We start from the raw sequence: 14,346 nt of genomic DNA, 5'->3' as shown, positions 1-14,346 counted from the left end.
TTTTTCGTTTAGTTAGTCGTACTGTGTGATGAGGGAAACGCGGCGTGCCCGGCGGTCCCGCCCTACCTTATGCGAATGATCAAACGAAAAATGCTATAGTCGCTTTTATAGGGGAGGCGTAGCGACTGCTGCGCCTTCCGTCTATACCGTGTAAACGTATGATGGGCGCCGGAAAGGGCTTGTGGTACTTTGGCGTTCCTATGTTGCGTTCCCCGATTTATATACTCCGTATCGTGTGTTTCGCTTCGGCCTGCTTTTCTTTGGGAAGTTCGGCTGTCGCTTATGAGAGAGGCATGACCATGGTCACGCCGGCCGCCCAGTGGCGGGAGGGCTTGCCGTCTGGAAACGGCGAGGTGGGGGCCTTGGTTTACGGGTCCATTGCCAAGGAGCGGATCCTCTTCAACCACAACAAGCTTTGGTATGGGGGGAAGACTGCGGACATCCCCGACATGAGCGAGGAGCTCGCCGTGGTGCGTCGCTACATGCTGGAAGGGGACTACTTGAAGGCGAACTCCCATTATCGCGAAACGCTTCGGGAAAAGGGCTTCGAGGCGCGGAACGCGGTATATCATCCGGCTTTCGATTTGCTGTTGTCTATGGATAGCGAGCGAATGTTTGCCGACTACGAGCGCAGGCTCGATTTCGAGACGGGAGAAGTTGCCGTGGTTTGGCGGGACGGGGATACGCGTTACCTGCGGCGCCTGTTCGTTTCGGCCGCTGACGACGTGGCTGTATACAGTATTGCCGCGGATCGCTCCGGAGCAGTGAGCGGCGAAATCGCTTTGGATATCCACGACCTGGAGGACGCTATTTTGCAAAACGGGGAGTCCTTCGATCCGGGCTTCCGTTTCAAGACGGCGGCGGAGGGATCGTTTCTGGAGTTTCGAGCAACGGGATCCGACGGGGGCGAGTTTGGCGGGGTGGCTCGCGTGCTGGTGCGCGGCGGCGAGGTCAAGGCGGAGAATCGCCCGCTGCGCGGAGCCGAGCTCTCCTATGCTAATTTGGAAAAGCAGGGCGGACGCATTCGTTTTGAAGATGCCGATTCCGTATTGGTCGTGCTTGGCTTTTTTGCGAACGAGGACGCGGAGGGAGCCATTCCTCGTCTTAAGCGAAGTCTTTTGGAGAAGGGAGAGTCGTACGAGCGACTCCTGTCGGCGCACGTGCGGATTCACCGGGAGAAGTTCAATTCGGTACGGGTCGATCTGAATCGGTCAGGAAAAATGGATACGCCCAATGAGTACTTGTTGCTCGACGCGTACCGCGGGGAAGCTTCCGCGGAGTTGATGCAGAAGTTGTTCGACTATGGGCGTTACCTCTTGGTTTCGAGCAGTCGGGACGGGGGGAATCCTGCCAACTTGCAAGGCATCTGGAATGGCGACTACCGTCCGCCCTGGAGTTCCCTGTATGGAATCAACGAGAACCTGCAGATGAGTTATTGGCAGGCCTTGCCGGGGGATCTGAAAGACTCGATGATGGCGTTCTTCGATTTCTTCGACGCGCACCTGGATGAGTTTCGCTACAATGCGCGGCAGCTGTACGGATGCGACGGGATCTATATTCCGCCCTTTATGTCGCCGGATAGCGGTATCATGCGGCACACCGCTCCGCACGTCATCTACTGGACGGATGCGGCGGGGTGGCTGGCGTCGTTCTATTACGACTACTACTTGTTTACGGGAGACGAAGCGTTCCTGCGCGATCGGGCGGTTCCCTTCATGAAGGAAGTGGCTGCTTTCTACGAGGATTTCATCGTGAAGGACGAGCGCGGGGTGAACCTGTTCTTCCCGTCCCAGTCGCCGGAAAACCAGCCTGCGGACAAGGTGCTTCGGGATCCGCGTACGGGGCGCGAGACCAAGATTAAGGTTCAGATCAATTCGACCATTGCGGTTGCGATTTCGAAGGAGGTCTTGGGGAACTTGATTGCCGCTTGCCAGCATCTGGGGATCGAGGAGCAGGCAGTGCCGCGTTGGAAGACCTTGCTGGCGTCGATGCCGGCTTACGACGTGAACGAGGACGGCGCTTTGAAGGAGTGGCTGCATCCAGATTTCAAGGACAACTACGAGCACCGTCACCAGTCGCATATCTATCCGTTGTTTCCGGGGCAGGAATTATCGCGGGAGGCCACGCCTGAGCTCTATGAAGCGAGCAAGGTTGCGATCGAGAAGCGTTTACGCATCGGGCTCAAGTCGCAGACCGGCTGGTCCTTGGCCCATATGGCTAACGTCTACGCCCGCTTGAGCGATGGAGAGAAGGCCTTCGAGGCGCTGGATATTCTGGCGCGGAGTTGCTTGGGCCAAAATCTGTTTACCTACCACAACGATTGGAGGGATATGGGCGTTACGCTGCCGGTGACTTGGGGGCGCACGGCCCCGTTCCAGATGGATGCAAATTTCGGTATTCCGGCGGCGATTTTGGAAATGCTCTGCGGTGGGAGCGCTAAAATGCTTCGCCTGTTGCCAGCCTTGCCGGAGGCATGGCCGGAAGGGGAGTTTCGCGATGTCCTGACGCGAGCGGGAATTCGAACGTCGGCCCGCTGGGATTGGGAGCGGAGGAGCGTGGAGGTCAGGCTCGTGGCGGAGCGGGATAGCGCGTTCACGCTCAGTTTCCCTGCCGCGGTGGACGAGCTGGTAAGCGAGGCTTCGGACCGCTTCGAGAAATCGAGCTACGGGGAGGCTTACCGCGAGCTGCGGATGGGCAAGGGAGAAGAGCTGAGCTTCAAGGTGATCTTGAGCCGTTAGTCTCCTCGCCGCGTATCACTGGAGCGATCAGCCCTCCGGCGGCGACTCCTTCGGCCGCTTTCGCCTGCAGCATTCCTAGGAGGCGGTGTTTCCCTTCAGTGATTCCCAGCGTCGAAAGAGAGCGATGTTAGGGTAATTGTCTTATTTTGCGGGAAAAAGCGGCAGAGTCATTCAAACGCATGATTGGAGGAAGTCGTGATCTGAGGCAGTATGCGTTCTCGGCAGTTTTTGTTTTTGGGTTTAGACCTTTGGTCGGCCTAGGAAAGCATTGAACTGCTTTCTCTTTAACGACAAATACCCCAACCCTATTCTTCTTACCGCCTACGATATTGCCCCTGCTGTTCGCTTGCATCCTGTATTGGAAAAGGAATGGCCTAGCTGGAAAATTCGAAAGAGTTTCAGCTTTCATCCTTTTATTGCAGCTTGTGTACCCTTGCTATTCCATTGTTTGAAATGCGTTCACTAGCCTGGTTCGGGAGAGGCGAGAGGAGTGGTATCGAACGATTGTGTGAGGATCGGGCGGGTTTTGTTCATAAGTCTATATTACTTATCTTACGAAACGACTAACAATGATACCCATAACAAACTACAAAAAAGGGCTAAACGCCTTATGCGCATCTGCATTTGCAGGTGCTGCTCTAGCAGGCAGCAGCGTCGGCTATTCGCAAGACGACGATGTCGAAGAGGAGGTCTTCGAACTGTCTCCTTTTACGGTGGACGGCAGCCGTGACAACGGATATTACTCGAACGAGACTTTGGCTGGAGGTCGAATGAACTCGAAGTTGTCGGATCTTGCAACGTCGGTTCAAGCTATTACTTCCGACTTCCTGAACGACGTTGGAGCAAACAGTCTCGACGAAGTTCTTATTTATACGACGGGAACCGATGCTATTGGTTCTGGGAGTGACTACCTCGGCGTGACGGAGGGGACGAGCGGTTCTTTGGGATCTGGAGAGACCAGGACGAATCCTAGTTCTATTACGAATGTTCGAGCGCTGGGGCACGCCACTCGCACTGTAGATTACTATCAGAGTGAAATTCCGTTTGATTCGTATATTTCGGGTCGTGTTGACATTAATCGCGGCGCGAATTCTTTTCTTTTCGGCTTAGGGTCACCTGCTGGAATAGTTAATTCGACCACTACTCAGGCGAGCTTCACCGATTCTACGGATATTCGTTTCGAGCTATCGACTGAGAACTTCGAGAACAACGAGTCATGGCGGACCTCTCTGAACGCGAACCGAGTCCTTATTGAAGACAAGTTAGCTATACGCGTAGCCACTCTCTTTGAGGAGGAAGAGTATATCCAGCGCCCTGCTGGAAAGGATACTCAGCGGAATTTTGTAGCTTTTAACTACAAGCCCTTCGCTGAAAAGAACCTAAATGTTCGAGCCAATTTCGAGAAAGGGAATATTGATGCGACGCCGGTGGATCGCCTGGGGCCTGCTGAAAACTTGTCTACTTTCCTGAATGACCCAATCGGGAACGTTTGGCAAAAAACATCGGAGAATCCAACTGGGCGGATGTGGGTCGACGCCTTCCAGGCGATAAGAGACGATGCCCCTAACATGTTGGGGTACAGTGAGGATGGTACAGAGATTCCTTACATTAATAATCCGACGGGCGCTCCGGTGGGGACTGGATGGAACCTTGTTTTTGACGATTCGGTTTCCCCTGAAGGGTATCCAACCTGGGCCTATCAGACCAATATAGCGGGGCAGTATTACACGGGGAATCCGTACCTAGATCCGGATGGAGACGGGAATGGTGGAACTCGCGTGAATAGTACGGTGGCGGTTTACGGTCCGATAAGCTACGGGAATATATTGTCGGAGTACCCGCGATATGCCGATCAAGGTTTGTTGGACTATTCTCTTTTCGATTTTCGAAAGAACTTGATAAGTGGTAATATGGATTACTACGGGCATGATTTCGAAAAGGAGAACTTAGAAATCGAGTTTCTGTCCGATAGTGGTAAATATGGAGTTGTTTTAGGATATAATCATCAAGATTGGGAGAATAACAATTTCATTGGCGCCGGGCGGCCTCGAATCACCTTGGATGTGAATGAAACTCTGCCTGTTGATGGATCTGTGAATCCCAACTTTGGACGCGTGTATATTTACACGTCTACGCCTGAGAAGCGGATCGAAACCATAGAACGGGAGAGCTTTCGCGCTACCGCATTCGCAAAATTCGATTTCGAAGAACGCTTCGATAATGGGCCTCTGCGTTGGCTGGGGCGGCATACGGCGACGGCCATGTTGGATGAGAACGAGATGGACCGGAAGCGACTTGGTTGGGTGATGGGATCTTACGGAGGCGATGTTGAATTTCATACGGATACGCAAACCGATGCCATCGGTAACAGTCGCCGCACCAAAGCCTTCATCTATCTTGGTGAAGCGAACATGGAAGCCTGGACGAACCCAGATTTTCAGCTCTCCGATTTCGATATCGGACGGGTTCCCTCTCATTACAATTTGACGCATTTGCCAGACGGCTACGAAACGACAGTGCGTTATTGGAATGTGGGCGACCCTGCTGTCGAGGCTTCGCGAGACGACCTGACAGGTGGTCAGGAGATACTTGACGACAATGGGGATGTCATCGGGACGGTGGAGCACGAGCATCCTGATACGACCCGTTACACGACTCCGTTTATTCCTCAGAGTGGGCAATTGGAGAATCGAGACGCATCCTCGCGAGCGATCAACTTGCAGAGTTTCTTTCTCGACGAACATTTCGTCGCCAATCTTGGCTATCGCGAGGATGAAGTGTATCGGTTGTGGAACACTTCAGTCCCGAAGTCGGAGGACGGTTCCGCGATTCACGATCCTGCTGTATTCAACTTCGACAATACCGAAAAGGAGCTGATGACAGCCGAAAACTTTGCCTACGGTCTGGTCCTGAAGGTGCCGCAGCGTTGGACTCCTGAAGGCACCTCTGTTTCCTTTCACTATGGAGAGTCGGACAATTTCGAACCTAGCCCTGCTGGATACAATCATTACGGCGAGCTTTTGAACAGTTCATCTGGTAGTTCTCGGGACATTGGAGTGACTGTTAACGTCGGAAGTCGGTTCAATGCCCGTATCAACTATTATGAGGGGTCGGTGAGCGATGCGTATTACGGGCCTGTCGTAGGAGGCTATCGTGTCGCGACATCTCAGACGATGCTGAACTGGTACCGCAACTCTTGGGATGAAATGGAAACCTACGATGCGAATCGGGACTATGTCTTTGACGATATCACGCGAGACGACGGAGTTGACAATTCCGGCAATCCGCAGGGAATCGCTAACAACGGAAAGGATGATCGTACTGAACACATCTATGGTACGGAAAACGTGATCAGCCTCGAGCAGATGCATCAAATCGAGATCGTCGGTCAGGAGTTCGTTACCCCATGGGTTCTAGAGACAACTAAACCGGTTCTCAATACGCGAGAGGATAATAATGGTGGAAATCCTAGCACTTCTGCTGGGCCGGAGTTGTATTCAGTTCTCACTGACACAGCGGATCTCGCAGCGAAAGGATGGGAACTAGAGATGACCTACAACGTAAGCGATAGCCTACGGCTTTCGTTTAATGCTTCTAAGCAGTCTACCGTTCGCTCGAATCTAGCTCCGAACACGACTAAATACTTCGAGGAATATTTAGCGATTTTCGACGAGCATCCTTGGATGGCTAATGTTCGGAATTTTGGCAGGCTCACTACTCCGATCTACGAAGATAAGTGGCATCCGCAAGCTATATGGGGACGGTATATATCTAACCAGTACGGCGGGCAAAATTACTTCTTCAACAAGGCCTTGGAAGGGACGGAGGATCCGTCGGCTCGAAAGTATCGTGCCAATTTGGTTGCTAACTATTCCTTCAGGGACGGTCGGTTTAAAGGGGTCGGAATCGGAGGTGCCTATCGTTATCAGAGCAAAGCGGCTATCGGATACGGGTCTACGGTTGATGAGAACACGGGTACAGTATACCCAGATCCGACGCAGCCGTATTATGATGAAGGCCGGGAGTATTTCGATCTTTGGGTAAGCTATGGTAAGAAGGTCTTCAATGATAAGGTGAGATGGAAGGTTCAGTTGAATGTACGAAATCTCTTTGCCGAAAAGGATCCGATTCCTGTTCAGTTCCAACCGGACGCAAGCGTAGCGAGTACGATGTATCCCTCTCCTCGGGAAATTATGCTCAGAAACTCGTTCAGTTTTTAGGTCGATTGCGATTTTGACCTCATATTCGAGGCCGCTTCCACTGCAGGAAGTGGCCTTTTGGTTTTCGTGACCCGATGCAGTGTGTATGCCGGAAGAGAGATATGAGATGGTGTTCCGTGGTCCTGCTCTTTCCCATGCCATGGACGCTCGAACCTCGTTAACTGGATTTCTGCTGCCTACCCTCTAATTGGATGGTACCTGGTATTAACTTTTGGTGATAGGATGAGATTAATGACGATTAGATTCTTGAGAGAAGGGCTTGGCCGCCTGCTCGTATGGTGTGGCGTAATTGGCTTTGGCAGCCTGATCCCGAATTCTCAAGCGGAGGAGGGCTTCGTGCCTTTGTTCAACGGAGAGAATTTCGACGGACTCTATTTGAAGATTCGTAGCGGTGATGCGGAGATGGCTAAGCGGGTCTTCGCTATCGAAAAGGGCATGATCCATGTCTTCGACGATAGTTTTCCGGCCGAGTACAAGTTGGATACAGGCGAGAACGATACGCACGGGCTATTCTACACCAAGAAGTCTTACAGCAAGTATGTTTTGAGATTTGAATACAAGTGGGGTGAGAGGATCGCTAACAATTTTGGCAGGTGGCAGTACGACGCTGGCGTGTATTATCATGTGACGGACGATACGGTTTGGCCGGTGGGTATCGAGTATCAGATCCGCTATGACCACACCAAGGGGCGTAACCACACGGGAGACTTGATACGGCCGAAGGGAGCCGGCTACCTCTGGTACCCTGCTGAAGACGGAAAAAGCTTTTTGCATCCTCATAAGGGAGGGGAGCCGATGGAGGTAGGAGGCTGGCTGCACTTTGCGAGCCCGACCGAGAACCATCATGCTCTCGACGGTAAGTGGAACCGGTGCGAGATCATCGTCATGGGAGGCGATTACGTGATTCACAAACTCAATGGCGAAGTCGTCAATATGGCGACCTCGGTGCAGCCGAGCGAAGGAATTATCGGCTTTCAGTCGGAGACCGCTGAGATCTTCTATCGAAATATCGAGATCAAAGAGTACGACGAGATCGTGCCGATGGAGACATTCTTGAAGTGACGGTAGGGTTGGATACGCAGTCCGGATTCTGTCGCGGCTCAGTTTGGTGAGGTAGGGGCGAGCCGTTGTGGCGCGGCGGGAGTGCGCGTTCACGCTCAGTTTCGCTGCTGCGGTGAACGAGCTGGTAAGCGAGGCTTCGGACCGCTTCGAGAAATCGAGCTACGGGGAGGCTTACCGCGAGCTGCGGATGCGCAAGGGAGAAGAGCTGAGCTTCAAGGTGATCTTGAGCCCTTAGCCACCTCGCCGCGTATCTCTGGAGCGATCAGCCCTCCGGCGGCGACTCCTTCGGCCCGCTTTCGCCTGCAGCTTTCTTGAAGGGGGGTGTTTCCCTTCAGTGATTCCTAGCGTCGAAAGAGAGCGATGATAGGGTATTCGTCTTATTTTTTTGGAAAAAGCGGTTAAGTCATTCAAACGCATGATAGGAGGAAATCTTGATCTGGGGCAGTATGATGTCTCAGCAGTTTCTGTTTTTAGGGTCGGACCTCTGATCGGCTCGAAGAAGCAGTTCAAACTGCTTTCTCTGTAACGACAAATACCCCAACCTTTTCTTCTTACCGCCTACGATATTCCCCAGCGATTCGAATGCATCCTATATTGGCTATGGATTGAAGCGGCTGACGAGTTCGATCGAGTCACCGTTTTCCCTGTTTGATGTGCCTGGCTATCCCATATTTGGGAGAGCTCCGCTTGTTTGACGAGCAAGAGGCGTGACGAGTCGCGTCGAACGTTTGGTAAGAGTTGGGAGGGCTTTGTCCTAAAGTCTATATCCCTTAGCTCAACAAGCGACTAATAATGATACCCATAACAAACTACAAAAAAGGGCTAAACGCCTTATGCGCATCTGCATTTGCAGGTGCTGCGCTAGCCGGAGGAAATATCGGCTACGCCCAGGACGATGATGGCGAAGAGGAGGTTTTCGAATTGTCTCCCTTCACGGTCGACGGCGCTGATGACGACGGATATCGCGCTAATTCAACCTTGGCAGGTGGGCGCTTGAAGACGCAGCTCTCCGATGTCGCGACGTCCGTGCAAGTCATGACTTCCGAGTTTCTCGAGGATGTCGGGGCGACGGGGATGGATGAAGTCTTGCTGTATGCGACAAATGCCGATGCGGTAGGGCGTGGTAGCGATTATATGGATACGCAGCGAGATGCTCAGCTGGAGATCGGGAACAGCGACTCTCGTCAGGTTCCGATGGGCGGCACGAATATTCGTGGTCTTGGTCGTGCGACGCGTACGGTTGACTACTATGTGACCGAGATCCCCTTTGACTCATACATTTCCGGACGCGTTGATATCAATCGCGGCGCGAACTCCTTCCTTTTCGGCTTGGGCTCTCCGGGCGGTATCGTAAATCGTAGTACGAATACCGCTTCCCTGAGTCGCGACAGCACCAAGTTCGAATTTCAATTGTCGACGGAGAACTTCGAGGACAATCATTCGATGCGTGCATCGATTAACCACAACAAGGTTCTGATCGAGGACCAGTTGGCTGTACGCGTAGCGACTCTTTTCAACGAAGAAGAATACACGCAGAAGCCGGCCATGAAGGATACGCAGCGGAATTTCGTGGCGTTCACCTATAAGCCGTTTTCCGAAAAGAAGATTACCATCAAAGGTAATTTCGAAAATGGAAACATCGTCTCTAATCCGGCTAATCGGCTTGGTCCTCTGGAGAATTTGTCGACTTTCCTGAATGATCCGCGCGATACGCCGATCGTTTGGCCTAAGACGGAGGAGAACCCCACGGGCCGTATGTGGGTCAATGCCATCGAGACCATCAACGCCATGGATGGCGATTCGTTGTCCTGGCACAACTACCTCGGCCTGGATGACAACGGGGTTGGAATTCGTACTTGGGGCAACTCTACAGGCGCTCCTGTCGGTAGAGGCTGGACCCCTGTGTTTGATGGCACTGAAACCGCAGATGGCCATCCGACCTGGGCGTTCGCGCTGCAAACCAGAGGCGAATGGATCAACGGTAATCCTACCTTCGACGCGGACGATGGCTTTGTGAGAGGCAGTCGAAACTCGATCTTCACTGGCCCTCCAGGCTATCGCAATCTTGGCTCGAACGGAGGTTTCGTGAACTGGTCTGACCAAGGCCTGACCAACTACGACGTCTTTGACTGGCGCACGAACCTGATCAGCGGCGGCCTCGACTTCACGAATTTCGATTTCGATCGTTCGAATGTATCCTTCGAAATGTTGTCCGATAGTGGCGACTACGGTATCGAGCTCGGTTTCGATAAGCAGCACTTCGATCGCGAAAGCTATATTTCAATCGGCAACCCACGTCTCACTTTTGACGTGAACGAGACCTTGCCGATGGGGCAGCCCAATCCGAACTTTGGTCGCTTGTATATCTATACGGGCGTCCCGACTCGGACCTATGCTCCTTCCACTCGCGAGACGATGCGCGCGACAGCGTTCGCTAAAGTCGACTTCGAAGAGAAATTCGATAGCCCTTTGGGCAAGCTGCTGGGACGTCATACTCTTACTGGCCTTCTCGATAGCTCGGAGGAGTTTAAGTCGACGATTGGATACACGATGGGCTCTGAAGGAGGGGACGTTGCCTTCCATGTCGATGATACAAACGTGCAGGGCAACAATCGCCGCGCTCGCTCGATCATCTATCTCGGACCGCAGCAGTTGGATGCTTGGAGCGATCCGAATTTCTCCATGGCCGACTTCCAAATGACTTCGGTTCCCGGTAATCTCGCTCTCTCCCGAGCGACTCCGGACCATAAGCTGAAGGCGCTCTTCTGGAACGTCGGCGATCCTGCCACGGATGCTAACTACCGGTCGGTCAGGGGCGACGAGTTCCCGGACGAAACGGAATTCTGGTACGAAATGCGCGCCCAGAACGCGAAGTTGGAGCAGACGAACGTCGATTCTTGGGCGATCAACCTGCAGAGCTTTTTCTTCAACGACTTGCTCGTGGCGAATCTCGGTTGGCGCGACGATGAGGTAGAAAACTACCTCAATTCAAGCCCACCTAAGGACGAGGTGAATGTTTCTCTGGTTTCTCCAGATGTATTCAATCTTGATGACACGGAAGCGCGTACCTCAGGAGGTTCGAACTTCGCCTACGGCCTTGTTTTGAAGGTGCCGAACAATTTTCTGCCGGAAGGCCATACCATGGCGTTGCACTACGGCGACTCGAGCAACTTCACGCCGAGCCCAGACGGTTTCGATATCGATGGTAATCTGACCCCTCCTTCCGACGGTAGCACCAAGGACTACGGCGTCACCTACTCTACGGATCGGTTTAGCATTCGCTTCAACGCCTATAAGGGCAATTCTACGAACCTAGGAAGTGGCGCTGGAGCTGGCGCTGGTTTCGGATACGGAGTTGTCGCCTCGCAGGCGATGATGAATATCTATCGCGATACGCGTCGTGAACTCGATGATTGGGATTGGGATATGGACGGCCAATTCGACGATCCCACTGTTGACGACGGTTTAAACGATGATGGCGAACCTGAGGGCATCGCTGGAGACGGCATCATCGATTCGAAGCAAGGAAACAATCCGATGTCGCTCGCGCAGCTACATCAGCTTCACGCGGCTTGGGGTGAATTGGTTACTCCGTTCATGAAAGAGGTTACTCGCTACTCTTATACTCCATCTTCCGCTCCTGGCGAATCGGATGATTCGTGGGTTCTCGGTTCGGATTTATATTACGTCTTGAAGGATACGATCGATCTCGAGGCGGAGGGCAAGGAGATTGAGTTGACCTTCAACCCGACCAAGAATTGGCGCATCGCGTTCAACGCGACTCAGCAGTCCTCGATTATATCGAACAGCTATGCTCGCATCGGGGAGTTCGGACGTCGCTACGCAGCGGCGCTCGATAAGGTGGACGATACTGTTACGCCTGATGGCGAAGTGATCGAGATCGAGTACTACCGCAACAGCGGCAACTTCCTGGAAGATACGCCGCGTACCGATAAATACGGAACGAATGCATTGTATGGTAAGTACTTTGGCAACTCGTGGGGTGGGCAGCTCTACCTTTATGGCAAGGCCCTTGAAGGAACGGAAGATCCCAAGGTCAGAGAGTACCGGGCGAACTTCATTACGAACTACAAGTTCTCCGATGGTCGTTTCAAGGGATTGAATGTGGGTGGGGCCTATCGCTATCAAAGCGAGGGAGCTCTCGGCTTCGAGTTGATCGAAGATCCTGAAACAGGCACTCCGTATCCGGATCCGGACAAGCCGCACTATGACGATTCGCGAGAGTACTTCGATTTCTGGGCTGGCTACAGTCGCAAGATCTCTGGGGATCGCGTGAATTGGAAGGTGCAGTTGAACGTGCGCAACGCCTTCGCCGATAACGATCCGCTTCCTGCCCAATTCCAGCCGGATGGTTCCGTCGCTCGCGCTTCCGTGCCCGCTCCGCGTCAGATCATTCTGCGAAACACCTTCGAGTTCTAGGCATTCAGGTCGTCCTCGTTTTAGAGGACCACGTGCACTGCCACGCAGTGGGGTCGCTTCTCAGGAAGCGACCCTTTTTGCGGAGGGGGGCTTCCGAAGGCGGCGGATGAGGAATCAGTAAAAACCATCTGTATGCAGGGTAGTCGTCGTTTTCCGTTTCAGGTAGATTGGCGTGTTGGTGAGCTGTAGCCGGCTTGCTTTCGGCCCTTTCGAAGTCGCGAAGCGCTCTCTGTCCTGGTGCGCTTCTCTGAAAGGCTGCTGGAAGTCGGTGCCCGCATTGGTTCAGGCCAGGCATCTGTCAGAACTTTGTTTTTATCCCAACCAGAAGTATTCCCTTATGAGACTGCCTTTTACCCTGTTCGTTGTCTGTATTGCTGCTTGGAGTAGCTTGTCTCGGTCGGTGGGCGCAGGTACCGTTCAGGCTGAAACGAAGCCAAACGTCATCTTCATCAAAACCGATGACCAGCGTTTCGATTCCTTGAGCATGACGGGGCATCCGGTGACGAAGACGCCGCATATCGACCGGCTTGCCGAGGAGGGGGTGTTTTTCCGAAACGCGTTCATCACGAGTCCCATCTGCGGTCCGAGCCGGGCGAACTTCTTGAGCGGCCAGTGGGAGCGCAAGAATCGGAACGGATTTTTCTATGTATCCAAAAATCCGATGCCGCATGCGATTTTCGACAAGAGCTGGATTATGCAGCTAAAAGCGGCGGGGTATTTTACGGGATACATCGGCAAGAATCATGTGACGGTTGGCCCGCAGAAAGAGCGGCTGAGCTACATGAAGGAGAATATCGACTTCTGTTACATGGCGACGGGGCATCTCGGCTTTGATCTGCATCGCAAGAAGGAGTTTTCGAATCTGAAGAATTCCAGCCAAGTGGAAGGGCTTTACGAGGCGACGGAGGCGTTTCTGCGTACCGAGGACGGCAAGGATTACTTTTTCGAGAACGCGGATGCCTCGCTAAAGGATTTTTTGGAGCGTCGTGACGAGAACCGTCCCTTTTGCCTCTCGATCAATTTCAACCTGCCGCACGAAGCGAGTATCGGCGGGATGGGCGGCAAGGAGAGCGATCCGGATATGTATCGCGAGCTCTACAACGAGGTTCGTGATAAGCAGCCGCTACCGATCGACTATCCGAATCCGGTTTCCCTTCCTGAGAACGTATTCAAGCAGGATGAGCTGATGGGGTACTATCAGAATTTGCACGAGAAGAGGCTGGTCGAGAAAATGACGCGTATGTCTCGGGCGGTAACGGCGATTGACAACTTCGTGGGAAAGCTGAGGGAGGACTTGCAGACGCTTGGCGTGGCGGATGATACCATTATTGTCTTCGCATCCGATCATGGCCTGTTGCTGGGAGAACACGGGCTGGGCGGGAAGACGTTCCTTTACGAGGAGTCGATTCGGATCCCGATGATCTTTTACTCGCCTCGTTTCTCGGAGGGAGATCGTGGCCGGGTTGTGGAAGCGCTTGTCGTGGGCCAGGACCTGCCGGCCACGATTTTGGAACTGTGCGGATTGCCGGTTCCGGATACTTACCAAGGCGAAAGTCTGGTGCCGTTGATCGAGGGAAGGAAGATCGAGTGGCGTAAGGAGGTTTTTTGCGAGAACCTCTTTACGGATCAAGGCTATCCGCGCATGGAAGCGGTCAGAGGGGCTGAATATAAATATATTCGGTATTTTTCTAAAGAGAACGATCGAATGGCGTACCTGCCGGATGCCTCGATCGAGGGCGAGAAACCCATTTACGAAGAATTGTTCAATCTCGATGAGGATCCTCACGAGCAGGTGAACCTTGTCGGGAATCCCGAGTATGCCAGTCGATTGGCCTACTATCGTGAACGCTGTCAGGAGTTGGTTACTGAATTGGCTCAATAATCGA

At 53.1% G+C, this 14,346-nt stretch carries 6 protein-coding genes; all 6 read left to right on the top strand.

Translation table 11 applies throughout. The features are described from left to right. The first annotated feature begins 293 nt into the window (after positions 1 to 293). The 6 genes from QEH57_RS21740 to QEH57_RS21715 all read left to right on the top strand — a co-directional run bounded on the left by QEH57_RS21740 (position 294) and on the right by QEH57_RS21715 (position 14,342). Positions 294 to 2,738, top strand: a complete 2,445-nt coding sequence (locus QEH57_RS21740; RefSeq protein WP_309008900.1) for a glycoside hydrolase N-terminal domain-containing protein — start codon at positions 294 to 296, stop codon at positions 2,736 to 2,738. 569 nt (positions 2,739 to 3,307) lie between these two features. Next, positions 3,308 to 6,958, top strand: a complete 3,651-nt coding sequence (locus tag QEH57_RS21735) for a hypothetical protein (protein WP_309008899.1) — start codon at positions 3,308 to 3,310, stop codon at positions 6,956 to 6,958. A gap of 231 nt (positions 6,959 to 7,189) precedes the next feature. Continuing rightward, positions 7,190 to 8,020 carry a DUF1080 domain-containing protein gene (locus QEH57_RS21730; RefSeq protein WP_309008898.1) on the top strand — a complete coding sequence of 277 codons (831 nt, stop codon included), beginning with the start codon at positions 7,190 to 7,192 and terminating at the stop codon, positions 8,018 to 8,020. A gap of 112 nt (positions 8,021 to 8,132) precedes the next feature. Further along, positions 8,133 to 8,255: a hypothetical protein gene (locus QEH57_RS21725; protein ID WP_309008897.1), complete on the top strand. Its 123-nt coding sequence runs from the start codon at positions 8,133 to 8,135 to the stop codon at positions 8,253 to 8,255. Positions 8,256 to 8,812: 557 nt separating this feature from the next. Further along, positions 8,813 to 12,460 carry a hypothetical protein gene (locus QEH57_RS21720; protein ID WP_309008896.1) on the top strand — a complete coding sequence of 1,216 codons (3,648 nt, stop codon included), beginning with the start codon at positions 8,813 to 8,815 and terminating at the stop codon, positions 12,458 to 12,460. Positions 12,461 to 12,797: 337 nt separating this feature from the next. Then, positions 12,798 to 14,342, top strand: coding sequence for a sulfatase-like hydrolase/transferase (locus tag QEH57_RS21715; RefSeq protein ID WP_309008895.1), 1,545 nt, complete (start codon positions 12,798 to 12,800; stop codon positions 14,340 to 14,342). The last annotated feature ends 4 nt before the right edge of the window (positions 14,343 to 14,346 follow it).

The sequence above is a fragment of the Pelagicoccus sp. SDUM812005 genome (assembly GCF_031127875.1).
Lineage (GTDB): Bacteria > Verrucomicrobiota > Verrucomicrobiia > Opitutales > Opitutaceae > Pelagicoccus.
The sequence above is the reverse complement of the archived record's forward strand: the minus strand, read 5'-3'. Positions and strand labels throughout refer to the sequence as shown.

Excerpts from the sequence above, each read along its gene's own strand:
- QEH57_RS21740 (WP_309008900.1), top strand. The coding sequence starts at position 294 with ATGACCATGGTCACGCCGGCCGCCCAGTGGCGGGAGGGCTTGCCGTCT.
- QEH57_RS21735 (WP_309008899.1), top strand. The coding sequence starts at position 3,308 with ATGATACCCATAACAAACTACAAAAAAGGGCTAAACGCCTTATGCGCA.
- QEH57_RS21730 (WP_309008898.1), top strand. The coding sequence starts at position 7,190 with ATGACGATTAGATTCTTGAGAGAAGGGCTTGGCCGCCTGCTCGTATGG.
- QEH57_RS21720 (WP_309008896.1), top strand. The coding sequence starts at position 8,813 with ATGATACCCATAACAAACTACAAAAAAGGGCTAAACGCCTTATGCGCA.
- QEH57_RS21715 (WP_309008895.1), top strand. The coding sequence starts at position 12,798 with ATGAGACTGCCTTTTACCCTGTTCGTTGTCTGTATTGCTGCTTGGAGT.